This is a genomic window from Candidatus Poriferisodalis sp. (genome assembly GCF_965198245.1).
Classification (GTDB): Bacteria; Actinomycetota; Acidimicrobiia; order Acidimicrobiales; family Poriferisodalaceae; genus Poriferisodalis.
Window position 1 is genome coordinate 3,098,764 of record NZ_OZ240249.1, and the last position, 25,184, is coordinate 3,123,947.

The 25,184-nt window shown below is 66.8% G+C and carries 14 protein-coding genes; 3 read left to right on the top strand and 11 right to left on the bottom strand.

The window, feature by feature from the left end; genetic code table 11:
* Positions 1 to 57: 57 nt before the first annotated feature.
* The 5 genes from ACOCMM_RS13915 to ACOCMM_RS13935 all read right to left on the bottom strand — a co-directional run bounded on the left by ACOCMM_RS13915 (position 58) and on the right by ACOCMM_RS13935 (position 15,070).
* Positions 58 to 6,522, bottom strand: coding sequence for a choice-of-anchor R domain-containing protein (locus ACOCMM_RS13915; RefSeq protein WP_419553734.1), 6,465 nt, complete (start codon positions 6,520 to 6,522; stop codon positions 58 to 60).
* A gap of 247 nt (positions 6,523 to 6,769) precedes the next feature.
* Positions 6,770 to 8,620, bottom strand: coding sequence for a hypothetical protein (locus ACOCMM_RS13920; RefSeq protein WP_419553735.1), 1,851 nt, complete (start codon positions 8,618 to 8,620; stop codon positions 6,770 to 6,772).
* Positions 8,621 to 8,694: 74 nt separating this feature from the next.
* The gene (locus ACOCMM_RS13925) at positions 8,695 to 13,350 is read right to left on the bottom strand and encodes a choice-of-anchor R domain-containing protein (RefSeq protein WP_419553736.1); all 4,656 of its coding nucleotides are present in this window, start codon (positions 13,348 to 13,350) and stop codon (positions 8,695 to 8,697) included.
* 249 nt (positions 13,351 to 13,599) lie between these two features.
* Entirely contained in the window at positions 13,600 to 13,854 is a 255-nt protein-coding gene (locus ACOCMM_RS13930) for a hypothetical protein (RefSeq protein WP_419553737.1), read from the bottom strand.
* A gap of 10 nt (positions 13,855 to 13,864) precedes the next feature.
* Positions 13,865 to 15,070 carry a CaiB/BaiF CoA transferase family protein gene (locus tag ACOCMM_RS13935; RefSeq protein WP_419553738.1) on the bottom strand — a complete coding sequence of 402 codons (1,206 nt, stop codon included), beginning with the start codon at positions 15,068 to 15,070 and terminating at the stop codon, positions 13,865 to 13,867.
* Between the two features lie 173 nt (positions 15,071 to 15,243).
* On the opposite strand from ACOCMM_RS13935, the gene ACOCMM_RS13940 reads away from it, so the two are divergent.
* Complete coding sequence (locus ACOCMM_RS13940; protein WP_419553739.1) at positions 15,244 to 16,104, top strand: crotonase/enoyl-CoA hydratase family protein; 861 nt, start codon at positions 15,244 to 15,246, stop codon at positions 16,102 to 16,104.
* 52 nt (positions 16,105 to 16,156) lie between these two features.
* Positions 16,157 to 16,927, top strand: coding sequence for an N-acyl homoserine lactonase family protein (locus tag ACOCMM_RS13945; RefSeq protein WP_419553740.1), 771 nt, complete (start codon positions 16,157 to 16,159; stop codon positions 16,925 to 16,927).
* Between the two features lie 22 nt (positions 16,928 to 16,949).
* Here ACOCMM_RS13945 and ACOCMM_RS13950 read toward each other — a convergent pair whose 3' ends face one another.
* The gene (locus ACOCMM_RS13950) at positions 16,950 to 17,975 is read right to left on the bottom strand and encodes an amidohydrolase family protein (RefSeq protein ID WP_419553741.1); all 1,026 of its coding nucleotides are present in this window, start codon (positions 17,973 to 17,975) and stop codon (positions 16,950 to 16,952) included.
* A gap of 149 nt (positions 17,976 to 18,124) precedes the next feature.
* Between ACOCMM_RS13950 and betC the strand changes: the two genes are divergently transcribed.
* The gene (betC, locus tag ACOCMM_RS13955) at positions 18,125 to 19,654 is read left to right on the top strand and encodes a choline-sulfatase (RefSeq protein WP_419553742.1); all 1,530 of its coding nucleotides are present in this window, start codon (positions 18,125 to 18,127) and stop codon (positions 19,652 to 19,654) included.
* Positions 19,655 to 19,709: 55 nt separating this feature from the next.
* Here betC and ACOCMM_RS13960 read toward each other — a convergent pair whose 3' ends face one another.
* The 5 genes from ACOCMM_RS13960 to metK all read right to left on the bottom strand — a co-directional run bounded on the left by ACOCMM_RS13960 (position 19,710) and on the right by metK (position 25,090).
* Entirely contained in the window at positions 19,710 to 20,282 is a 573-nt protein-coding gene (locus ACOCMM_RS13960; RefSeq protein ID WP_419553743.1) for a YfcE family phosphodiesterase, read from the bottom strand.
* Positions 20,283 to 20,303: 21 nt separating this feature from the next.
* On the bottom strand, positions 20,304 to 21,209 hold the full coding sequence (locus ACOCMM_RS13965) for a methionyl-tRNA formyltransferase (protein ID WP_419553744.1): 906 nt from the start codon (positions 21,207 to 21,209) through the stop codon (positions 20,304 to 20,306).
* A gap of 107 nt (positions 21,210 to 21,316) precedes the next feature.
* Positions 21,317 to 21,886, bottom strand: coding sequence for a peptide deformylase (def, locus tag ACOCMM_RS13970; protein WP_419553745.1), 570 nt, complete (start codon positions 21,884 to 21,886; stop codon positions 21,317 to 21,319).
* Positions 21,887 to 21,946: 60 nt separating this feature from the next.
* Entirely contained in the window at positions 21,947 to 23,791 is a 1,845-nt protein-coding gene (locus ACOCMM_RS13975; RefSeq protein ID WP_419553746.1) for a hypothetical protein, read from the bottom strand.
* A 108-nt stretch (positions 23,792 to 23,899) separates the two neighbouring features.
* Positions 23,900 to 25,090 carry a methionine adenosyltransferase gene (gene metK / locus ACOCMM_RS13980; RefSeq protein WP_419553747.1) on the bottom strand — a complete coding sequence of 397 codons (1,191 nt, stop codon included), beginning with the start codon at positions 25,088 to 25,090 and terminating at the stop codon, positions 23,900 to 23,902.
* Between the last annotated feature and the right edge of the window lie 94 nt (positions 25,091 to 25,184).

The window sequence follows — 25,184 nt, forward strand, 5'->3', positions numbered from 1 at the left end:
CGGGGGGGGGGGGGGTCATCGATGTCGTCTCCTGCCGGGTCTCGTGTCGGTCTCGGTTCACGGAACGACGGTGAAGACCGGCGAGATCCCATAGATCGGCCGGTATTCGTCGTTGTTGCCGGTGACCCGCCCCACGCTGACATCGACCGCCCCGATGGGAGCGTTGTTCGCCGCGGGGTCTCTCGGCGAGCCCACAGCGACCAGCCCCATGCTGTTGGTGCCCATCGGGAACAGCGGATCCGCGGCCCCCGAGGAATCGCATCCGGTCCACACCATCGCATTCTCATGGAAATACGCAGAGTTCCCGGTCACATACGCGCCGTATTCGGTGTTCTCCCACGCGCCGCTGTAGAACCCGTCGTACGAATCGGCGATCAGCGTCGGTTCGTTATCCCAGCCGCCGTCCAGCCAATGAACCGGCACCCCGATCTCAGTGACCGGCATGGCGGTGTTGGCCCTCGCGTCCACCGAAGCAGTGCACACCACCGCCGTGAACTCCTCGGCGACCCTGCGGATCACCCGATCGGTGTACCGCACGTCGACTTCTTCGCCCCGCACATGGGTCCCCGCTGCCTCCTGGCGGACAAAATCGTTGTAGTCCCCGATGTCGCCCGACGTGGGAAGAATTCCGCGGTGTGTGACGAACACCACCCTGAACTGATCCCCCACACCGACGTCATCGGGAATGTGCAGCCACCTCTCGGTCACCGGATGGCCGCCGGGTATGAACGGAGAGCGAGGGGCTTCGGTGTTGATCACGCCGTACACCGAGATCTGCAACGCATTGCTGGTTGAGTCCAGCGCATCGCTGTTTGTGTCCTCGCTCAGGTTGTCGAGGTCGGCGCCCCGGTAGAGCGAGTCCGAGATCGAGAATCCGTCGACCCCGCCCGAGTCCTCGGCGTCGCTGGTGGTCTGATGCAGCCGATGCCCCGTGCCGCCGTTGTAGCGCCACACCAGCACATAAGAAGTGTCCGGCTTCAACTGCGTCCCCGGCGGCGCCTCGAAGAACCCGTGGCCCGCCCCGACGTCGGCGGGACTGACGAGGTCGAACAGCTTGGCGCCCGGCTTGCCGCCCACATCGACGTGCACCGACACCGACACCGACAACGGACCGTCAGGCACCTGAGCGTTGCCGTCGGTGTTGTCAGAACCCTCGACGTCGACCCCGATGCCCTGGAGCCGGTAGCCGTGCTCGTCGGGACCGGTGCTGAAACCCTGCGACACCACCTTCGCGCTCGCACCGCCCAAAGAGACGTAGCTGTTGTCGGCCTGGCCCACATTCTGCGCCATCGCGACCAGCGGCTCGCCCAGAACGGCCATGAACGTCCTGGTGATGACAAAGTTCCCAGTTGGGCTGCCGAAGGTCACCCCGGGCGCCGTCGGCTCATCCATCTCAGTGGACGAAGTGCCGAAATAGCGGGCGGTCACGACGCCTCCGAACCGGTACCCCGACACCGGGTCCGTGACTTCCGGCTTGAAGTCGTATGTCTCGCAGGTCTCTGTCATCGTCATTTCGTCGGTGGTGCACCCTCCGGCCACGGTCGCGCCCTGGGGCGCCGTCCATTCATTGATGCCGTTTACTTGACGTGTACTGACCAGCCTGAACAGCGCGTCAGTTCCGTCGAGCAGGTCGAACGGGTGGGCAAAGAGCCCCCCTGCAAAGGCGTCGTCCCCGCTGAAGGTCACACCGCGGATGAGGTAGCGGTCCGCTGTTCCCACAGTGATCCCGACGTCCCAGGAGTCGGCGACCGACACGATTTCCTGCTCGGCTGTGATCGGTGGCGTCGCGGTGGCGTCGGCAGTTTTTGCGTAGTTCGAAGCAAGGATGCCGCTTGTGCGCTGCGAGCCCTTGACGGCCATGCGCAGCACGCCGGTGCGCGAGCCCTTGTCCTGGATCGTCGCCCCCGTCTCGCCGCCTGAGTCCTCATTGTCAGACGTCGTCTCTGTGATCGACAACGACCGGCCGAAACCCGACAGCACGACGAAGTAGTCGACGTTCTGGTACGCGAACGCTCCCCGCGGGGCCGAGAACGTGTTCAGGCCGGCCCCCAACGAGGACGGGTTCTCAAAATCGAACAGCTTGGTGTGCCGCAGACCCGCGTCGCTCGACCCAGGAGCGCGGCCCGTCCACAGCGACACGGTCAGAGCGGACGGCGCCGCGGCCAGATCGATCGACACGCCCGAGATCTCGTAGCCCTGGCCGTGGGCACCCAGCTTGAACCCCATGGCGTACGGCCCGGAGACCACTGCGGTGGCCGACGGCGACTGGGCGGTGTTGGCGACCAGCGTCGACTCCGGCAGCGGCCGCGCCGGTCTGGGAACCGGGCCGAACGGCAGACTGCTCACCGTCTCCACGCCGCCGTAGTCGTCGGTGAACGACACCTCCACCTTGAGCAGCTTGCCGATATCGGCCTCGACACGCCGGTAGCGGCCCGACTCGATGCGTATGCCCGCGGCGTGCAGTTCTCCGGCGATCTGTCGGTAGTCGTCCGAGTCGGCGCCCACCGTGGTCTCAGTGTTGCCGTCGACCCGGATCCACCGGTACGAGAAGTCGTGGAGGATGCCCGTCGCTTCCAGGTCGCCCACATTGGGGATCCCGTCGGGGTCGCCGATGCCCGAAGTGTCCACAGCCAGCACGCCGGGGTCCTCCGCGGAGGCCAGCACCACGGGCCGGCCGGTGGCATTGGGCCGGCTTCTGCTGTACACCGCGATCTCCAGCGCATCGCCGTTCGAGTCCACTGTCATGTTGTCGAGGTCGACACCCTGGTAGAACGCGTCCGCGATGGCGAAACCTGCTCGCGCTCCCGCGTCCTCGCTGCTGCTCGAGGTCTTCACCAGCCGGTGCACGGTGCCGCTGTTGTGTTTCCACACCACCACATAGGAGGTGCTGGCGTCCAGCGTCGACCCCGCCGGTGCCTCGAAGAAACTGTGGCCTGCCGCGTATTCGCCGGGACTGACGAGGTCGAACAGCCTGCGGCCCGGCTTGCCCCCCGAATCGGCGTGCACCGACGTCGACACCGACAGCGGACCGTCGGGAAATCTGCTGTTGGAGCCCTCGATGTTGACGCCGATGCCCTGGAACTGGTACCCGTCCGGGTCGGGACCGGTGGTGAAGCCCTGCGACACCACCTTGACGCTGGAACCTCCGATCTCCCGGTAGCCGTTGTCGGTCTGGCCCAGGTTCTGCACCATCGCGAACAGCGGCTCGCCGAAGACAGCCATCAGCGGTGTGTCGAGCGAAAAGTCCCCGGTGGTGCTGCCGATGGCCACCCCGGTCGCCTTCGGCGAGTCCGCCGCAGTGGACGCGGTGCCGAAGTAGCGGGACACTGCGACGCCTCCCATATGGGGGTCCGAAACTTCCTGGAAGAAGCTGTATGTCTTGCTGGGTCCTCCTGGAACGGTGGCGCCTTGGAGGGCTGTGAACTCATTGATGCCGCTTATCTGACGTGTATTGATCAGCCGGAACAGCTCGTCGGTTGCGTCGCGCACCTCCCACGGGTCGGTAAAGGGCCCCCCCGTCGCCGTGTTGTCCCCGCTGAAGGACACACCGCGGATGAGATAGCGATCCGCTGCCCCTACGGTGAGATCGATACCGCTCTCGTCATTGGTCGAAATGATCTCCTGTATGCCCGGCTCTTGTGCGTAGGTCGCGGTGAGGATGCCGCTTTGCCGCCTCGAGCCCTTGACGGCCAGGCGCAGCACGCCGGTACGCGAGCCCTTGTCCTGGAGCGTCGCTCCCGGCTCCTGGTATTCGTCCTCGTCGTCTGAGGTCGTCTGCTTGATCGACAGCGTCGCCCCGAAATCCGACAGCACGATGTAGTAGTCGACGTTCTGGTACGCGAACGCGCCAGCCGGGGCGGCGAACTCGTTCAGACCGGCGGCGAACGAGGGCGGGTTCTCGAAGTCGAACAGCTTGGTGTGCGCTCCTGTGTCGCTCGACCCAGGGGCGCGGCCCATCCACAGCGACACGGTGAGGCTGGGCGGGGCCGCGGCCAGCTCGATCGACACGCCCGAAATCTCGTAGCCCTGGCCGTGAGCGCCCAGCTTGAAGCCCATGGTGTACGGCCCGGTGATCATCTCCGTGGCCGACGCCGACTGGGCGGTGTTGCTGACCAGCGTCGACTCCGGCAGCGGCGCCGCCGGTCCGGGAATCGGGCCGAACGCCACGCTGGTCACCGTCTCCACGGCGCCGTAGTGGTCGGTGAACGACACCTCCACCTTGAGCAGCTTGCCGACATCGGCCTCGACGCGCCGGTAGCGGCCCGACTCGATGCGTATGCCCGCGGCGTGGAATTCTCCGGAGATCTGCCGGTAGTCGTCCGAGTCGGCGCTCACCACGGTCTCGGTGTCGCCGTCGACCCGCATCCACCGGTACGAGAAATCGTGCAAGATGCCCGTCCCAGTCGCGGTGCCCACATTGGGGATCCCGTCGGGGTCGCCGATGCCCGAGGTGTCCACCGCCAGCACGCTGGGGTCCTCCGCGGAAGCCAGGATCACGGGCCGGCCGGTGGCGTTCGGGCGCGGGGCGCCGTACACGGCGATCTCCAGCGAATTGCCGCCTGAGTTCTCCGCCAAGTTGGCAAGGTCGGCGCCCCGATAGAACGCGTCCACGATGGTGAAACCCGCAATCGCGCCCGCGTCCTCGTTGTTGCTCAAGGTCCGCTGCAACCGGTGCGCGGTGCCGGCTGTGTGCTGCCACACCAGCACGTAGGCGGTGCTCGGGTCCAGCGTCGTCGCCGCCGGCGCCTCAAAAAAACTGTGACCCGCCGCGAACTCGGCGGGGCTGACGAGGTCGAACAGCTTCGCGCCCGGCTTGCCGTCCGAGTCGGCGGTGTAGACCGCTGCTGACACCGACAACGGACCATCAGGCACCTGAGCGTCCCCGTCGGTGTTGACAGAGCCCTCGATATTGACGCCGATGCCCTTCAGGTCGTAGCCGTCTGCGTTGGAACCGGTCGTGAAGCCCTGCGACAACACCGAGTTAGCGCTGTCGGCCAGGGCAAAGCTGTTGTCGGTCTGGCCCAGATTCTGCACCATCGCATGCAGCGGCTCGCCCAGGACAGCCACCAACGGCCTGCCCGCAAAATCCCCGACTGCTCTGGGGAAGGTCACGCCCAGCGCCGGCTTGTCCGCAACCACATCGGTTCCGGTGGTGAACACGCGCGAGAGCACGGTGTCGGCCGGTTTCGTGGTGTAGTTCTCGTAGATCAGGTATGAACTGCCTCCCGCCACGGTTGCGCCTTGGGGCGCCGCCCAGGCATTGATGCCTGGTCCGTAACGTGTGGGGATCAGGCTGAACAACTTGGTGCCCGCGGCGGTGATTTCCTCTTGGCCGGTGGGAGTGGGGTTCCCAGAAGTCCAGCCGCTGCGCACGTCGAACGGGTTGTACATGGGGCGGGGTTTGTCTTCCAATCCGCTGTCCGCGACCCAAGAAAAACCGCGGATGAGGTAGCGATCCGCGGCCCCGAGAGTGATGGGCAGACCTATCTCGTCGCCAACCGAGATGATTTCTTGGCTGGCTTGGGCTTGTGCGTAGCTTGAAGCCAGGATGCCGCTGTGTCGCTGCGAGCCCTCCACAGCCATCCGCAGCACGCTGGCGCGCGTGGTGAAAGTCGTCCAGAGTCCCGTCGAACCCAGCGCTCGCACGCTCGCGCTGTCCAAGAGGACGGCTTGCGGTTCGCCGCCTGGGTCCTCACCGTCTGACGTCGTCTCCTTGATCGACAGCGACGACCCGAATCCTGACAGCACGATGAAGTGTTTGACGTTCTGGTACGCGAATGCCCCTGGCGGAGCCGTGAACTTGTTCAGACCGACCTGGAACGAGGGCGGGTTCTCGAAGTCGAACAGCTTGTATGCCGCGCTCCCGTCATAGTGTTCGCCTGCGTGGTCAGCATGGCTGCCGATCCACAGCGACACGGTCAGGCTCGACGGTGCCGCGGCCAGATCGATCGACACGCTGGAGATCTCGTAGCCCTGGCCGTGATCGCCCAGCCTGAAGCCCATGGCGTACTGCTGGGTGATCATCGCCGTGGCTGCCGTCGTCTGGCCCGTGTTGGCGACCAGCGTCGTTGTGGGCGCCGAGGGAGGCACCGGCGGGCCGGCCAGTGCGGCGATCGGGCCGAACGCCACGCTGGTCACCGTCTCGGAGTAGCCGTCCCCGTCGGTGAACGAGACCTCCACCTTGATCTTGTGGCCGACATCGGCGGTGACACTCTGGTACCAGGTCGAGCCGTCGCCCACATTGGTCTCGGCCGAGGTGTCGCCGTCTACCCGGATCCACTGATAGGAGAAGTTGACATCATTCGAAGACAGGGCAAGTCCGTTCGGGTCGTCTATGCCCAAAGTGTCAACCAGCAAGATGCCCGCCCCCTCCGCTGACGGGTGAATGATCGGCTGGCCGGTGGGGGACTGGTCCGGCGGAGTCTGGGCTTCGACGGCCCTGGGGATGATTGCCAGTACGGCAAAGATCGCCAGTCCAGCGAGCAGCAGGGGGAGCGTCGCATGACGGCGGGCGGCGGTCACGGCCTACTTCCGGCCAGCCGAACCCCAGAGTCGGGGGGGGGGGGGGGGTCACTGTGAGCGCAGCGCACCGGGTAATCTGGGCAGAGGCGCTCAGCACTGTGTGAGGGATATTCACCAATAGCTGAAACTAGTGCATAATGCTCAGACTCGGAGCGAGATCCTGGGGGACCGGCGCCGATATCTGCCAATCAACTAGGCCGTGACAGGCACCCAGGAGATTCTTGCTCTGTCCGCGCTTGGGCGCGCTCTAGGGCGACCATCCGAGACTGCGTCGGGCATCAGCCACGACGGCGGTTGCCGACAGGGCTGGGCCGCTGATGGTGAACTCGAGGCGGTTGGACAGTTTGCGGTCGTCGTCGTCGCAGATGGCGCCGGTGTCGTCGCAGGCGTCTGGGACGGGCAACACGACGGTCACGTCGGCGGTGGAGCGGGGCTGGATCACAATCCGCCAGTGCGTGTTGTGGGGCCTGTCGAGGCGCCTGGCTTGCTTGACGGTTCCCCCGGTCACGGTGAACGCCTTGTCGCGCAGGGTCTTGTAGCTCAGGCCGAAGTTCTCGCTGAACTTCAGCTCGAACGAGAAGCGGCTCAGCCCGTCGTGGGACGTGGGGACGTTCTGGGTCCACGCGGTGAGCGTTACGGCTGCCACTTCGTCGGCGTCTGGCTCAGTCTCGGTGTCAGTCTCGGTTTCTGATTCTGTCTCGGTCTCGGTTTCGGTCTCAGACTCGGTGTCGGTGTCGGTGTCGGACTGGGTGGTCTGTTCTGAGATTGTTCCGGTCACCCGGATTTTGAAGCTGGCCGTCTCGTCGTAGGCAGTCCAAGTGCGAACCTCAGCGGTGACAGCGAGGTAATAGGAGTTGTCGGCTATCGACCAGCCGTCCGCGCCGCCGGGGTCCTCGTCGGTGGCAGCGGAGTCATCGGAGGGATAGGTCTGGGGGATGAGCGCGAACGCGTCGGTTCCGCTGGGGTCGGTCCACTCGATGGCGACGAAGTAGGTCGTCTCGGCCGCCAGCTGCGGGCAGGCGCCCTCGCCGGTGGGCGCGTCAAAGGCGACCACGCCCGGCGCGGAGAAGCTCGACGGGTTGGCCATGGTGCAGAGCGCGTCGCCCGGCCCATTGTCGCTCGCGGCGCCGATGATCGTCACCCGGAGGTCGTCTGCCGCGGTCGAGGCGTCGAAGAGGTGCGAGATCTGGATGCTGACCGAGCCGATTGGGTAGCCGCCGGTCCTCGGGCCCGTCGTGAATGCCTGGGCGAACCCTGATCGGGCGGCGTTGAGAGTGCGCTGTATGCCGCTGGCGCCGGTGACGCCTGCGTTCAGGTTGCTGACCAAGAACTGCGGCCTCTCGCGCACCTCCGCCGTCGCGGCGCTGGTCAGCGTCTCGCTGTTGGCTTTGTCGTCGATGAACGACACCTTGAGCTTGATCGCCTCGCCCTGGTCGTCATCGCCGAGCTCGTAGGCGGACTCTGTCGCACCGGCGATGTGGGCGTCGGCGCGCATCCACTGGTAGCGGTAGGAGACACCGTCGAGCCCGTCTTCGTCCTCGATGGCCGAGGTGTCCGCGGTCAGCGTCTCGCCCACCTGGGCCGTGCCGCTGACGGCGGGCTCGCCCGTGGCCGCGGAGTTGACCACCGCAGAGTTGGTCTCCGGAGCGGCGACATCGGTCGTCAGCACGATCCGCACCCGGATGAGCTGCCCGTCTTCCCAGCCGACGTCCACGCCTGTCCACTTGAAGCTGCTGGCGCCGGAGCTGCCGGCGGGAAACTCCAAGAAGAGGTCGCCGACCTGCAAGGTGTAGTCCGCGGCGTTGGGAACGCCGTCTTGGAACGCCAGGCGGAGATCTCGGTCCGGCACGTGGGACCAGAGCGACTTGATCTGGAGGTTCCCGCTGCCGCCAACATTGGAGAACAGGTCCGCGGTGGCCGCGCCGACCGAGACGCTGGTGTACTCCACCACTGTCATGTCGGCCGACCAGACCGGCTCCGCGGGCTCTTGGCTGCCCGCCGGCGTAGCCCACAAAGCCACGCCCACCAGCACCAACGCCGCCGACAGCGCCGCCCCGGCCACGCCGACAAACAGGCCCCGACCAGACAGATCAAACAAAGCCCCCCCTCGGGGGACAGAACCATTCATCTCAGTGCGTCTCATCGATGCCACCTCTCATCAATCCCGAAGCTCTAGGAGCCGTCGTCGTAGACGGTGAAGACGGGCGAGATCGCGTAGAGCGGCCGGTGCTCGTTGTTGTTGTCGGCCAAACGCCCCTCATCGAGATCGACGGCGCCAACAGGAGCATGGTTGGAGTTCTTCTTTACCTGTAACTCGTTGTCCGAATCCCTCATCAGCTCGCCGCCCCTCGGCGAGCCCGCGGCGACCATCCCCATGGTGCTGCCCATGGGGAACAGCGGATCCGGTGCCCCAGAAGCGTCGCACCCCGTCCAGACCATCGCATGCTCCTCGAAGTGGGCGGAGTTCCCGGTGACGTAGGCGCCGTATTCGGTGTTGGCCCAGTCGGCGCTGAAGAACTCGGAGTACGTGTTGGCGACCAGGGTGGGGCGATGGTCCCAGCCGCCGTCCAGCCAGTGGATCGCCACGCCGGCGCCTGGCATGTCGGCGTTTGTTCGGGCGCCTCTGCCGTTGGTGCAGACCACCGCTTTGAACCGCGCAGCCGCCCTCCGAATGATCGGATTGGTGTATCGCCCGTCTGCTTCTGGATACCGTTTGGACCGGCCAGAGGCTTCGAACTGGGCGAGGGCGTGGTAGTCGCCTGCGTCGGGGGACGTGGCCTGCGTGGCGTGGTGGGTGACGTACAGCAGCCTGAACTGGTCCCCCGCGTCGGCGCCGTCGGGTATGTGTGTCCAGCTCAGGGGCACGAGGATGCCGCCGGCCACGGGCGGCCCCTTGGTGAGGACATCGGTGTACACGGCGATCTCCAGCGCCTTGTCTGCTTCGGAGGCAGTCAGGTTTCCCTCGTGGGGGCCCCGGCGGAACACGTCCGCGATGCTGGCGCCGGTCAGCGCGCCCGAGTCTTCGTCCTTGTCGCTGGTCGTCTGCAGCCTGTGCAGGGTGCCGTCGAGGTGGCGCCAGACCAGATGGTAGGAGGTGTCCGGCAACAGGTACGCCCGCGGCGGCGCCTCGAAGAACCTGTCGCCCGCCCCCAGTTCGGCGGGGCTGGCCAGGTCGAACAGCCTCGCGCCGGGCTGCCCGTCCGAGTCGGAGTACACCGACACCGACACCGACGTCGGGCTGTCAGGCACCTGGGGGTCGCCGTTTACGGGGGCGGAGCCGTTGATGTTCACGGCGATGCCCTTCAGCCGGTACCCGAACTCGTCGGAGCCGGCCGTGAAGCCCTGCGACGCCACTTTGGATTGGCCGCCGCCGACGGAGCGCCAGCTGCCGTCGGTCTGGCCCAGGTTCTGCACCATCGCGTTGAGCGGCTCGCCGAAGATGGCCATAAAAACGCGGACGTGGTCTCCGTTGTTATCGGTGATATCAAAATCGCCTGTGCTGTCGCCGATGCTCACCCCGGCCGCCTTCGGCGCGTCCTCATCGGTGGAATCGGTGGCGTGGTAGCGGGACAAGACGACGCCTCCCTGCCGAAGGGGAAGGTCCTTGTGCTTGTAGAAGTTGTATTCCTCGCAGGTCACCACCATCGTCACCGCGTCGGTGGTGCAGCCTCCCTCAACGGTCATGCCCAGCGGAGCGGAGAACTCGTTGATGCCGTTTATCTGACGTGTGCTCATCAGCTCGAACAGCACGTCAGTCCCGTCGCGCAGCAACCACGGACTGGTGAAACCCCCGCCGTTCGCGGTGTTGTCCACGGAGAAGGTCGCACCCCGGATGAGGTAGCGGTCCGCTGCCCCCACCGTGAACTTGATGCCGATATTGTCGCCTTGCGACACGATCTCCTGATGGAGTGTTGTCGGTTTCTGCGCGTAGGTCGAGACCAGGATGCCGTGGTCCCGGCGGTGGCCCTTCACCGCCAGGCGCAGCACGCCGCTGCCCGCGCCCGTTTCGTCCGCGATCTCCGCTCCCGGCTCGCCGCTGCCGTCCTCGTCGTCGGAGGCGGTCTCTTTGATCGACAGCGAGTCGCCGAAGCCCGCCAGCTCGATGAAGTAGTCGAGGTTTTGGTAGACGAACGCCGCTGGGGGGGCCTTGAACTCGTTCAGGCCGACCCTGAACGACTTCGGGTTCTCGAACTCGAACAGCTTGGTGTGCGCACCGGCGACGCTCGACCCGTGAGAGCTGCCCGCCCACAGCGACACCCGCAGTGTGTCCGGCACCGCGGCCAGGTCGATCGACACGCCCGAGATGTCATAGCCCTGGCCGTGGTCGCCCAGCTTGAACCCCACCCTGTAGGACGCGTTTTCGTTCTCCGCGTTTTCGATCGTCGCCGTGGCCGACGGCGACTGGCGCGTGTTGCTGACCAGCGTCGCCGCCGGCAGCGCCCGCGGCGGCTCGCGAACCGGGCGGAACGGCAGGCTGGACACAACCTCGGCGACGCCATTGTGGTCGAAGAACGACACCTCCACCCGCAGCAGCTTGCCGAAGTCGGCCTCGGTGAGCCGGTAGCGGCCCGATTCGACGCGAACGCCGAGAGCGTTGATGGCATCGTCGAACTGCCGGTAGCCGACCTGGTCGGCGCCGACCACGGTCTCGGTGGCGCCGTCGACCCGGATCCACCGGTACCTGAAGTTGTGCAGGACGCCCGTCGAGTCCACGGAGCCCACACTGGGGATCCCTTCGGGGTCAGAAATGGGCGAGGTGTCCACAGCCAGCACGCCGTGGTCCTCCGCGGTGGGCAGGATCACCGGCCGGCCGCTGGCGTTGGGAGGCCCCTGCCCCGTGTACACCGTGATCTCCAGCGCATTGCCGCCGCTGTCGGAGGTCAGGCTGGCCACATCGGCGCCCAGGCGGAACGCGTTCGCGATGCCGGCTCCTGGTTGTCCCCCCGAGTCCTCGCTGTCGCCGGTGGTCTTCACCAGCCGGTGGTTCGCGCCGCTGTTGTGGCGCCAGACCAAAACGTAGGAGGTGCCGGCGTCCAGGCGCGCCCCCCTCGGCGCCTCGAAGAAGCTGTGGCCCGCCGCGTACTCGGTGGGGCTGAGGAGGTCGAACAGCTTCGCGCCCGGCGCCCCGCTCGCATCCGCGTGCACCGACACCGACACAGCCGACGCGTCGGCGGGAACCTGGGAAGTGCCCGACAATGCGGAGCCCTCGATGTTGACGTCGATGCCCTGAAACGAGTAGCCGCCTGTTCTGGAGCCGGTCGTGAAGCCCTGCGACACCACATCGTTGGCGCCCCCGACCGAGACGTAGCCGTTGTCGGTCTGGCCCAGGTTCCCCACGATCGTGTGCAGCGGCACGCCGTACACGACCATGTGCGGCGTGGGGCCTGCTGCGTCGTTGCCTGACAGGGCGCCGCCTTTGCCGAGGGTCGTGCCCGCCCCAGTCGGCACGTCCGAGCGGCCGTCGGCAGCCGTGTCGACCTGATGTGCCCGCGACAAGACGGCTCCGATCCTCTCTATCGTCTTGCCGTCATTTGTGAAACCGAGCTCCTCGTTGATTCCCATTTGGAGGGCGTAGGTGCTGTCTCCTGACACGGTGGCGCCCTGCGGGGCCGTCCACGTCGGCAGGCCGTTGACGTTGCGCGTCAGGAACAGGCGGAAATGTATGGCGCCGTCGAAGTCGTCGGAGCGGAAGTGCCACGGGTTGTCCATGCCCCCGTCGAGCGATGTGGTGTTGTCCATGGAGAACGCCACACCGCGGACCAAGAAGCGGTCCGCATCTCCGAGGTCGATCTTCCAGCCGACCTTGTCGCCGACCGAGATGATCTCCTGGTTGCCTTCGCTGTCGGGTTGCGCGAGGTTCGCTGCGAGGATGCCTTGGGTCCGCCTCGAGCCCTTGATGGCCAGGCGCAGCACCTTGGTGTTCCCGCCCGCTTCGTCGTCGATCATCGCTCCCGGCGCGGAGTCGTCGTCCTGGTTCGAGGTGATCTCTTTGATCGACAGCGACGAGCCGAAGCCCGACAGCACGATCCAGTATTTGCGGGCATGGAGCGCGTACACGCCCGCGGGAGCCGTGAACTCGTTCAGGCCGACAGCGAACGAGCCCGGGTTCGCGAACTCGAACAGCTTCGCCCGACGCGAACCCTCCCCGCTGCTCCCGGGAGGCCCCGAGGTCCACAAGGAGACGCTCAGGCTCGACGGGACCGCGGCCAGATCGATCGACACGCTCGATATCTCGTAGCCCTGGCCGTGGTCCCCCAGGTTGAATCCGATGGCGTAGTCACTGGTGATCATCGTCGTGGTCAACCCCAATGAGAAGCCCGTGTTGGAGACCAGCGCCGACGGCGACAGCAGGGTCGGTCTGGCGATGGGGCCGAAAGCCACGCTGGTCACAGCCTCGGCGTTGTTGGCCCGGTCCGTGAACGAGACCCGCACCTTGAACTTCTTGCCGAAATCGGCGTCGACGAGCTGGTACCTGGGTGAGTCGGCGCCCACGTTCACCTCGGTCCCGCCGTCGACCCGGATCCACTGGTAGGAGAAATCGAAAGTGAATTGGCCGTCGTCCGGCCCCCCGACTTCGGCATGGCCGGGAGTGAGGCCGTAGGGCAGCCCGTCGGCGTCCCTGATGTCCCAAGTGTCGGCCGCCAGAACGCCGGGGCTCTCCGCGGAGACCACGATCCTCGGCAGGCCGGTGGGGACGTTGTTCACCGGAGCCTGGGCGTGGGCGGGATTCTGGCCGTCAGCGAACCACAGGACGCCCGCCAGCGCGGCGACGACGCCCAGTCCGATAACCAGCAGCGGGAGCGTGCCAACACGCCGGGAGGCGGTCACGACCTACCTCCGGCCGGCCGAACCCCAGAGTCCAGGGGGGGGGGGGGGTCACCGGGCACGCGACCTGCCGCCGTGAGCGCAGCGCACCGCACGACCTGGCCCGAAACGTTCAGCATCACATGAGAGAGATTCACGAATAGTGGAGGCTAGTACACAGCGCTCGACCTCTCGACCGGGGTGCAAGAGGCCCTCGCTCGCCTCTGACTCCCGAATCCACCGATCTCGGCGGTCGCCAGATCGGCGGCATCGTCACTCGCTGAGTTTGTCCACCTTCTCTGCGATGCCGAGCAACAGCTCGGAGTGGCCAGCCAGCATCTCGGCCGTCTCGCACTGTGACGCCTGGATTTCGCGCTGTGAAGTCTCGACGCGTCGCAGGGCCGCGCGCTGGACTGCGAACGCAGCGTCGAGCGCCTCGCCTACCGGCGGGAGCGCATCGGGGACTTCGTCATCGGCCACGACATCACCGTACTGCGGTGCGCCACCGGCACCAAGCGCATTTTCCACCCAACGAGGCTCAGGCGATGATGCCGTCGTTGCGGAGCTCGGCGATGTCGGCGCCCGAGCGGCCTAGCTCGGTCAGTACCTCGTCGGTGTGCTCGCCGTAGTCGGCAGTGCCGCCGCGTGCGCCCCGGAATTCATCGACTTCGAGCATGGCCGGCGGGCCGATGAAACCGTCGTCGTAGGTCACGAGGTACTCGTTGGCCAGGATGTCGGGGTTGTCGGCGAGGTCCTCCACGCGATTCACCGGCGACACCCATGCCCCGCATCCGCGGATCGCCCGCCACCACACCTCGGTGGTGTCCGTCCTCATGTGAGCGGCGAACAGCGGGGTGAATTCGGCACGGTTGGCTACCACGTCCTCGAAGGTCGCGAACCGCGGGTCGTCCAGCCACGACTCGATGCCGACGGCCGGGGCCAGCCCTTGCCACTGCGCTTCTTGCAGGACGGCAATCGCGATCCAGCCGTCGGCCGTCTCGTACACCGTGAACAACGGGTTCCAGGCTCCGGTGACGTCGAAGCGATCCATGCGCTGGCCGACGTTGGCGGCCACGCCCACGGCCTGGCTCGTCAGCCACAGCAGCGCTTGAGTCTGCGACGTGCCCACCACGCAGCCGCGTCCGGTGCGCGCACGCTTGATCAGCCCGGCCATCACCGCCGAGGCCATGTTGGTGCCCGTCAGGATGTCGCTCAGCGCACCCGGTGGGTAGGTCGGCACATCGGTCGACGAGATCGCATCCATGAACCCGGCGTGGGCCATGCCGACGGTGTCCTGGCACAGATCTTCGGCCAATTCGCCTCGCAGCCCGAACCCGCCGCCCCGGCAATAGACCAACTGCGGGTTGAGCCCGAGCAGCGTCTCGGGATCTGCGCCATAGCGTGCCAAGCCGGCGGTCCGCAGGTTGGTGATGAAGGCATCGGCCTGGCTGATCAGCCGCTCGAAGACCGGACGACCCGCTTCAGACGCGATGTCGAGCACCAGCGACCGCTTGTTCCGGTTCAGTGACGCGTACAGCCATTCTTGGCCGCGCTCGTCGAAGGTCACCCCGAACAGGCTGGTGAAGCTGCGCATGTAGTCGGCTTGGCCGACTTGTTCGATCTTGACGACGTCGGCGCCGAGCGAGGCCAGGGTGAGACCGCTCGTGGGGCCCTGCACGTACATGGTCATCTCGACAACGCGGATGCCGGCGAGCGGAGCCTCGGCGGCAGTCTCGTCGTGCATCGATCCTCCAGCCTCCGTCGCCGCCGCGGACCCTAGCGCTGGGCCAGCGGCCGGGTCCCGAAGTGCGGAGGGGTCGCAGGGCGTCGGGGACCGTGCCGATGGGCACCATCGAAGCGGACTCGTCGTTCACGCGCTTGACTTGTGCGGACTTGCGAGACGGAAGGGGCGAGCCGATGACCGGATCCGACTACACCTGCTTCGACGTGGAAGTGCGCGACCACATCGCCAGCCTGGTCATGAAGCGCCCCGAGAAGGCCAACTCGATGATCTTGGAGTTCTGGAGGGAGCTGCCCCAGATCACCGACGAGATCTCGACTGGTACCGACGCCCGGGTCGTCGTGCTGTCAGCGATCGGCAGGCACTTCTGCTCGGGCATGGACCTCGCTGTGTTCGGCGGCTTCGAAGAGCCGGCCAGCGGCGTCGGCGGCGGACACAGCAGCCGGGCACGTGCGCAGTTTCGTAATACCGCACTGCGCGCACAGCAAACCTTCAACGCCTTCGAGCAGAGCCGGCTGCCGGTTATCGCCGCCGTCCAGGGTGCGTGCGTCGGCGGCGGTGTCGACATGGTCTCGGCCTGCGACCTGCGCTACGCCACACAGGACGCGTTCTTCTCGATCCAGGAGATCAACATCGGCATGACCGCGGATGTGGGAACGCTTCAGCGGATGCCCAAGCTGGTGCCCGAGGGCGTTGTGCGCGAGCTGGCCTATACCGGCCGCCGTATGGGTGCCCAAGAGGCACTCGACCGCGGCTTTGTGAACGCTGTGTACGACGACCACGCTGCGATGATGGAAGCGGTCGACGACATTGCTGCCCAGATTGCCGCGAAGAGCCCGATGGCAATCTGGGGCACGAAGCAGTCGATGAACTACAGCCGCGATCACTCGGTCGCCGACGGCCTGGAGTACATCGCCACGTGGAACGCCGCGATGTTCGACACCGACGACATGGGCGAAGCCTTCCGGGCCCAGATGGATCGCCGTGAACCTGACTTCCCCGATCACCGTCCCCTGGGCAAAGGTTTCGGCGCCTGACAAGGCGCGTCGGAGATACAGCACCTGACACGGTGCACAGGAGATACATCGCATGAGCAAGCTCTCACTCGTCCCCCTCGAATGCGGCTGGCTGTCCACCGCGACCGCCTCGGTGATCGCGGATGCGCCCGGCGAGGTGCGGCTGCCTATCCCGAGCTGGCTGGTGCGCCATTCCAGCGGTCAGACGCTGGTGTTCGACACCGGCATGCACCCACAGGTGCAGGACGGCGTAGGTACCCGCTACCCATTGATGGCAAAGGCCTTCACGGCCGACTACTCGGCGGGCGAGGAGGTCTCGTCCCGGCTGGAGGGCGTCGAAGTCGATCCGGCCGGGTTGACGTTCGTGATCTTCAGTCACCTGCATTTCGACCATTGCGGCGGCACGGAACTGCTGCCGAATGCACGGCTGATCTGCCAGCGGGCCGAGTGGGAGGCCGGACATCACCCCAAGCTCATCGAGCACGAGGTGTACAAGCCCTCCGACTTCGACCTGGGCCACGACGTGCTGCTCATCGACGGCCAGCACGATGTGTTCGGCGACGGCTCGGTGACGTGCATCCCGACACCGGGACACACGGCGGGTCACCAGTCACTGCGGGTGGAGCTGGACAGCGGTCCGGTGGTGCTGACCGGCGACTGCGTCTACTGGGAAGACGTGCTCGACCGGATGCTGCTCCCGCCGTTCGGCTTCAACCACGACATGCAGCTGGAATCAATGCGGCGGCTGAAGTCGATGCGCGACGAGGAGGGGTGCCGGCTGCTCTACGGGCACGACGACACCCAGTGGGCGACGCTGCCCCACGAGGGGCTCGGGCTGACCTAGCTCGCTGACGTAGCTCGCTGACTTAGCTCAGCGGGTCGACGCGGTAGAAGCGGCGAGCGGTACCGGCGAAGAGGTCGGCGCGTTCTGAGGGCGTGTAGCCGGCCTGATCGCAGATGCGCTGGAAGGCGTTGAATAGCACCGTGTACGAGCAGCCCTGCTTGTCCACTGGGAAGTTGCTCTCGAACATGCAGCGGTCGGGGCCGAAGGTCTCGATTGCGTGTCGGATGTCGTCGCTCCAGGTTGCTGCGACGTGCTCCGAGGAAGGTGCCTGAGGGAGTCGCTTGAAGCCCACGCCATAGATGCTCATGCCAATGCCACCCACCTTGACGGTGACCTGGGGGTGCCTGGCAAGCGCTTCGAGCGCTGGCCGCACGATGGCGCGCACCTCATCACGGCGGTCGGTGTAGGGGCCGATGCCCAGCGGGCCGCCGAGGTGGTCGAGCACGACGGGTGTATCGGGCACAGCATGAGCGAGGTCGACGAGTTCGTTCACTTGCGGATGGAACATCCAGCCATCGAAGCTGAAGCCCATCCGGCCCAGCGTGGCGAATCCGGTCCGGAAATCCGGAGCTCCGAGCAGGCCGGGCGGGGCCTTGGTGTGGCTCTCGCGGATCTGGTCGCTTGCGTCCCAGCCGTTGGCGTGACGGATGCCCCGAAACAGGCCCTCGCCGGCCTCGTCGTGCGCCGCCAGCACTTCCTCGACGGCGTTGCCGAGCGTCAGGTCGGCGAAGCTGACGATCGCCGAGATGGTTGCCCCGTCGGCATCGGCTGATATGGCGGCTTGCTCTGCGACGAACTCGGTCTCGCCCACCGGCCGCATGTGCTCGGGCCCGCTGGTGTAGTAGCCAGCCATGCACTCCACAAATACCGTCTGGGTGACGTTGTGGCCCGCACCGGTGTCGGCGTGGAGTTCAGGCACGAGGTACGTGCCCGCCGGGAAGTCCCAGAGGTGATGGTGCGGGTCGACGATCTCGATGTCGGGATCGATGGGCTGCTCGACGGTGGCTGCCAGCCATGCGTCCTTGTCGATTGCTGGGTCGTCGGCCACTGCTGTTTCCCCTGTGTCGTAGCGAACGGGTTGCGCGCGGCACCCTAGGCGGCGACGGCCCGCCGGGAATCCGCCGACGAAACGGTTCGGAAGCCGAACGGCGTTCACCGTGGTCTCCGCAGCCGGACTTGGTGGTTAGGTTCCGCTTGATGACGAAGCCGAACATCCTCTTGGTGATGGCCGACCAACTGGCGCCCCACTTCACAGGGGCGTACGGGCATCCGCTGGTGCAGACCCCAGCAATGAACGCTCTTGTCGAACGGGGAGTGCGTTTTGACGCCGCCTACTGCAACTTTCCCCTCTGCGCGCCTTCGCGGTTCTCGATGCTGTCCGGGCAGCCGGCCACAGCGATTGGTGCGTGGGACAACGCGTCGGAGTTCGCGGCATCGGTGCCGACGCTGACGCACTACCTGCGTCTGCTGGGCTACCGCACGACGCTGTCGGGGAAGATGCACTTCATCGGACCCGACCAGCTCCACGGATTCGAAGCGCGTCTGACCACCGACATCTACCCCTCGGGCTTCGCGTTGACGCCCGACTGGGACGCTGCCGCTGCACCGTTGAGCCATTGGTACAACATGGCAAGCCTGTCGGAGGCGGGACCGGTGCTGACCAACTACCAGCACGACTTCGACGAAGAAGCCGGATTCGCTGCCGTCCGGCACCTGTATGACCTTGCCCGCCGACCCAGCGACGAGCGCCCGTTCTTCCTCGTCGCGTCGTTCACCCACCCCCACGACCCTTACGAGGCCCGGCCGGAATGGTGGAACCTGTACGACCCCGACGACATCGACCTGCCGGAGCCGATTGCCGACCGTGAGATCGATGCCCACACTCGGCGCATCCGTCACGGCATCGGGGCCGAAACGCCTGGGTACACCGACGAGCAATGCCGCAACGCACGGCACGGCTACTACGCCAACACGAGCTACTTCGACTCCTGGTTAGGGCGACTCGTGCGGGTGCTTGAGGAGACCGGGCACGCCGACGACACGATCGTCATCGCCCTCAGCGATCACGGCGACATGCTCGGCGACCGGGGGGCATTCTTCAAGATGTCGTTCTTCGAGCGCGCGGCTCGGGTTCCATTGGTGGTGGCAGGGCCGGGCGTCGCCAACTGCACGATCCCGAACGTGTGCTCGTTGGTTGACCTGCTCCCGACCATTCTGGACGTTGCGACAGACGGCGCCGGATGGCCCGAGTTGCGCCCAGAGATGAGGCCGGACTCAGCAGGTCGCAGCCTGTGGGAGCTTGCATCAGGCGACCACGATGACGTCGACGAGGCCATCGGCGAGTACACGGCGGTCCTGACCACCCAGCCGATGTTCATGATCCGCCGAGGCCGCTACAAGTACATCCACTGCGAGGGTGACCCGGCCCTGCTCTACGACGTCGAGGCCGACCCGCTTGAGCGAACCAACTTGGCGACCGACCCTGAGCACGCCGAAGCAGCGGCAGTGTTTGCCGCCGAGACCTCGCAGCGCTGGGACGCGAGCGCGCTCCGCGAGCAGGTGCTCGCGTCGCAGCGAGCCCGGCGGGTTCTGAGCGCAGCGGCGCAGGCCGGCGGAACGATGTCGTGGGACTACAGCCCGACCCGCGATGTAACCGGCGAATACGTCCGCGACGGCATGGACTGGCTGACGACAGGACGCAGGAGCCGCATCATCGCGTCCGGCTGAGCGAGCGAAGTGCTGGCGGCTTGTCGAGGTGTTGCTGACGTGCCTTGCAGCAGCCTCAGATCTCACGATCCCAGGACTCGGTGGGTTCGAGCCCGTCGGGTGTGAGCTGCCACAGCGACGGCGTGGCCACGCCGTCAGCAATGTCGAGATATCCGACGGTGCCGAGTTGGGCGCTGAGGTTGCGAGGGAACGTCGGTGATCCGGGATTCACGCACAGCACGCCAGACAGCGTGTCGATGCGGTGAACGTGCGTGTCGCCGTACACGCACACGTCGAGTTGCTCGCCGCCGAAGTGCCGCTCGATGGCGTCGGCCACGGTGTAGAAGGACAGCTCCGGCACGGGCAGGTGGTGGGTGAGGCCGACCCGCACGCCGCCGAAGGTGTGCGCCCACGCGTTTGCCAGCAACCGATGGTCAGGCTGGATGTCGCGGCCCGACGAGCCGTCGTCGCCGTTGCCCCGAGCGGCCCAGGTCGGTGCGATCTCGTTGAGCCGGTCGACGACCGAGATGTCGTAGATGTCGCCGGCGTGCAGGATGGCGTCGCACCCCTCCATGGCTGCATACGCCTCGGGCCAGAGCTCCGGCGCAGCCTCGGGGATGTGAGTGTCCGAGATCAGCCCGATCCGCATCTGGTCACGCTAGGCGCGAGGTCAGCCGAAGCGGGTGCCAGGTGGCAGGCGGGCGCCGTTCAGCCATGCCTGGGCCTCGGTCGCTGCGCGGCCAGCGGGCTGGACGATACTCAAGCGCACGAGCCCGTGACCAGCGACGACGGCGTCACCGGCCAGCGCGCCAGGTGGCGCATCATGCTTGCCCGGCACCGGGGTGCCGGCGCGGATGATGAAGCGCTGGCCTTCGAGGGCGGTCCATGCGCCACCCACCCGGATCTGGCGATCGATGTGGGTTGCGGGCTGAGACCAATCGATCTCTCGATCGGCAGGGCTGAGCATTCGGGCGTACGTGGGCTCGCCCTGCTGCGTCTCGGGTGCGCCGAGACCGTCGTTGAGGGAGGTCACGAGACGCTCGGCACCCTCGTGGGCGAGGCGGCTGCGAAGGCTGGCGGCGGTGTCGGTTGAGCTGATCGAAACTTCATGGCGCCAGTAGACGGGACCGGTGTCCAGCGTTTCTTCCAACGCCATCAAACAGATGCCGGTGACTTCGTCGCCGGCGAGGAGTGCACGCTCCACCGGCGCTGCGCCACGCCAGCGCGGCAGCAGAGAGAAGTGCAGGTTGAGCATCGGGACCTGAGACAGCACGTCAGCGCCGAGCAGCCGGCCGTAGGCGACGACCACCGCGCAGTCGGCATCACAGGCTGCAAGGTCAGCCGGGTCGTGACTGATCGAGAGGCCTCGCTCTTCCGCTGCAGCGGCAACGGGGCTCGGAGTGTCATGCCCGCGTCGGCTGCGCCGGCGTAGCGCGCCCGTCACAACGAGGGGAATGTCGAAGCCGGCCTCAGCAAGCGCCCCCAATGCGGGCACGGCGTCGTTCGGGGTGCCGGCGAACGCGACGCGGCGCGGCCGGTTCGGGGGCAGTGGCAGAGTCGGCAACGGATGTGTCATGAGTCCTTCGGGCACCTCATCGCGACCGGCACATCCCGACTTTGCGCAAAAATGCCGCCACAGGCGGCAAATCTGCACAAAGAAGGCGCGACGCAGCCCCCGAATGCTCAGCCCGCCGCGCTGTTGCGGCCGACGAGAGGGACTGGGCCGCTCGCAGCGGGGCCCGGGGCGCCCGACTGCAGCTGTGCCAGCTTCGAGCGCCACTCTCGCAGGGCGTCCTTGCGCTCGGCCTTGTTGAGGTGGTCGATGAGCAGCACGCCGTCGAGGTGGTCGAGCTCGTGCTGGAACAGGCGTGCCGGCAGGTCGTCGGCCTCGATGCTGACCTCGTTGCCGTCGAGATCCAAACCCACGAGATGCACCTCTTTGGGGCGGACGATGTCGTAGGTCAGGCCCGGCACGGACAGGCATCCTTCGGTATAGGTCCACTCGCCGTCGCTCTCGACAATCTCGGGGTTGATGAGGGTCTGGGGGCCGTCGCCCTCGTAGAGGTCGAACACGAACAGGCGGCGTTGGATGCCCACTTGGGGAGCGGCGAGGCCGATCCCCTCGGCCTCGTACATGACAGGCAGCAAGTCGTCGACCATGCGCGCGACGCGGCCGTTGATCTCAGTGATCTCGGCAGCCCGCTGACGCAGCACCGGATCGCCCATCAGCCGGATCTCGAAGGTGCCTCCCATGGCTTTCGGAGGCTACCGGCGCGCCCGCGCGCCGAACGGCGGAGCGTTCGGCGAGCTGAATCAGGCACGCAGCGGGTCGACGGCGACCCGCAGCCGTCCCGATGGCCGTTCGGCGGCTGCCAGCGCGTGCAGCAATACGTCCCGGTCGTCGCTGCGAATCCTCCAGGTGCCCTCGGCAGGCCCGGCGATGTCGAGTGCGCTGGCGGGATCGCCGGCTGACAGGAGGTCGATGTAGGTGCTGGCTGCTGCGCCCGACACCAGCGCCCAGGCGGCAGCCGGCGGCTGGTGCATTTGGGATCGACGCTCGACTTCGGCACGGATCCAGTCGCCCGGATCGGCCTCGACAGCCGCCAACAGGGCGGGATGGGCGGGCAGGCGGGTCTGCACCACAATGCGGCCTCCACCAGTGCGCGGTCCCACCAGCCGCGCTGCGCGTACAAGCAGCGCGAAGGCCTCCTCGGCGGCCCGGTAACGAGGCGCCGTCAGCTCCTGATCGAAGTCCAGGAAGGCCACTGCATCTGCTGATGGAACCCGGTGCAGAACTGCTTCGGTGCCGATGTAGAGCGCAGGCCCATCGGCCAGCCGCGGCGAGGGCGCCTGCCGGTGCCTGTGGGTTGAGTCGGCAGTCGAGCCGGCAGCCGCTGCGCTCTCGCCGACGATCTGGATCACGGGGCGTCGAGCCAGGCGCTCCATCTCCTCCGCAACACCTTTCACGCCGACACGAGCGTGCCGGAACCTGATGGCGCCGCAGGATTCGCAGACCGCCGGTCGCTTCTCGCCGCTGCCGGGATCGACAAACTGCTCCTTGTCCAGTCGCAGTGCACGCCCGGTTTGCTCCGAACACGCCAACTCGCCACACGATGCGCAGTACGCGAGGCGAGCCCGCCCCGTGCGGTTCAGCACGCAGACCACGGTGCTATCGGTCCGCAGCAACGCGGCCAGGGCCTCCCCGCACCACTCCCCTGCGGTCGGGTCGTCCTGTCGCCGGTCGGCAATCTGCACCCGGGGCCAGACTCTGCGCTCGGACGGTCGTGGTGCGGTGATGAGCGCCGGGGCGGCCGCGGCACCGGGCTGGCGGGCGAGTACGACTGCGTCGGGTGAGGGCATCGGTCCGACGAGCAGGCACCGGGCACCGTCGCGGCGGGCACGCTCGACGGCGATGTCACGGGCGTTCCAAGTAGGAGCGGCTTCGGACTGGTAGGCCTCGTCGTGCTCGTCGAGCACGATCACGGTCTCCATGGGGCCGCACGGTGCCCAAGCCGCAGTCCGGGTTCCCACCACCGCCTGCGCCACGGTCGCGCCTGCCCAGTCGCGAGGAGCCAGCGCAGTTGAGACGCCGGCTTGTCGCAGCCGCCCTGCCAACCGCGCCGCCCATGCCACGGTGGGCATCAGCACCAGCAACCGACCGCGCCGCACTGCCGCCTCGATGAGCGGCCATTCGTCGGCGCACGGTCCCAGACGCACGACGGCCAGCGCTTTCCGGTCGGACGCAAGTGCGGCTGCGACCCAGTCCGGGGCATCAGCCGAGACAGGGGTCTGGGCGCCCTCGCGACGCCCCGAGACGTCCGACGGCAGGCCCGCTACGACCCGATCGGCACTGGCGATGCGCAGGAAATGAGCCCGAGTGCCTGCCCAGCGCCATGCGGCCCAACTCGCCAGCTCGACGATGTGCGGCGGCGGCCCCACTCCAACGACACCGCTGATCGGCACCAATTCCCGGCCGCTGGGCACCGGTGCTTCGAGCCCGGTCACCCAGCCACGCAGGCGGCGACGGTTGAGCACCACCCTTACGACGGTGCCTACGGTGACGGGCACCCGACCCGAGGCGAGCTCCGGCGGCAGCAGGTAGGTGAACTCGCGGTCGATGGCCGGCTCGTCGACCAGCACTTGGACCGCTTGGCGCATCGTCGCAGTCTGCCCCGCGCCGCCCGCACAGTGAGCGCCGATTGCGCGATGCCGCAGACCCGGCTGGATCTGCCTGTCCTGCTCGATGGCGCCGTCGCGCCCGCCCGCCTACAAACCCAGCGCTGACTTCAACTCGTCGACACGGTCGAGACGCTCCCAGGGGAACGACACGCCGTCGGATTCCCGGCCGAAATGGCCGTATGCGGCTGTGGCCTTGTAGATCGGTTGGCGCAGATTGAGTTCGGTCAGCAGGGCAGCGGGACGCAGGTCGAACACTTCGGCCACCGCTGACGCGATGGCGTCTGGGTCGACGCGGGATGTCCCGAAGGTCTCCACCAGCAACGACACCGGCTCGGCCCGGCCGATGGCGTACGCCACCTGGATCTCGCACCGGTCGGCTGCGCCGGCGGCGACCACGTTCTTTGCGACCCAGCGAGCGCCGTAGGCCGCCGAACGGTCCACCTTGGAGGGATCCTTGCCGCTGAATGCGCCCCCGCCGTGGCGGGCGTAGCCGCCATAAGTGTCGACGATGATCTTGCGTCCCGTGAGGCCCGCATCGGCGACCGGTCCGCCGCTGACGAAGCTGCCCGAAGGGTTCACCAGCAGCTCAAAATCGTCGTCGGCGAACGCCGCCGGCAGCGTGGGGCCAATGACGTGCTCGAGCAGGTCCGGGCGCATCATCCCGTCGATCTCGATCCCGTCCCGGTGCTGAGCGGAGACGACAACAGTGCGGAGCGCGATCGGCTCGCCATCGCGATATTCGAAGCTCACCTGCGTCTTGCCGTCAGGGCGCAGGTAGGGGATGCGGCCCGACCTGCGAGCTTCGGTGAGCTGCTCGGCCATACGGTGAGCGACATAGATCGGCAGCGGCATGAACGCCTCGGTTTCCCGGCAGGCGTAGCCGAACATCATCCCCTGGTCACCGGCCCCCTGTTCAGGAATGACGTCCAACGTCGCGGCAGCTTCAGTGCTTCCGAAGACGCCCTCGGTGATCTCGCTCGACTGCTCGTCAAGGGCGATCATGACGCCGCAGGTGTTGCCGTCGAAACCAAGCTCACCGTGGTCGTAGCCGATGCCGATGATGGTGTCCCGCACCACCCGCGGGATGTCGATGTACGCCTTGGTGGACACTTCTCCTGCCACCACAACCAGACCGGTCGTGACCAGCGTCTCGACAGCCACCCGAGCGTGGCGGTCCTCGGCAATCAGTGAGTCCAGGATGGCGTCCGAGATCTGATCGGCCATCTTGTCGGGATGGCCCTCGGTCACCGATTCTGAGGTGAAAGTCCACTGGCTCACCGTGGCTCCAGATTCGATCGTGATTGGCCAGATCGTGATTGGCCAGCCGTGTAGGCCCGTCGCAGCTGCTGATTGCAGCAGCGCGGCAAGGCTA

Coding starts and splice junctions, on each gene's coding strand:
- ACOCMM_RS13935 (WP_419553738.1), bottom strand. CDS start 15,070: ATGCACGACGAGACTGCCGCCGAGGCTCCGCTCGCCGGCATCCGCGTT.
- ACOCMM_RS13940 (WP_419553739.1), top strand. CDS start 15,244: ATGACCGGATCCGACTACACCTGCTTCGACGTGGAAGTGCGCGACCAC.
- ACOCMM_RS13945 (WP_419553740.1), top strand. CDS start 16,157: ATGAGCAAGCTCTCACTCGTCCCCCTCGAATGCGGCTGGCTGTCCACC.
- betC (WP_419553742.1), top strand. CDS start 18,125: ATGACGAAGCCGAACATCCTCTTGGTGATGGCCGACCAACTGGCGCCC.
- ACOCMM_RS13960 (WP_419553743.1), bottom strand. CDS start 20,282: ATGCGGATCGGGCTGATCTCGGACACTCACATCCCCGAGGCTGCGCCG.
- ACOCMM_RS13965 (WP_419553744.1), bottom strand. CDS start 21,209: ATGACACATCCGTTGCCGACTCTGCCACTGCCCCCGAACCGGCCGCGC.
- def (WP_419553745.1), bottom strand. CDS start 21,886: ATGGGAGGCACCTTCGAGATCCGGCTGATGGGCGATCCGGTGCTGCGT.
- ACOCMM_RS13975 (WP_419553746.1), bottom strand. CDS start 23,791: ATGCGCCAAGCGGTCCAAGTGCTGGTCGACGAGCCGGCCATCGACCGC.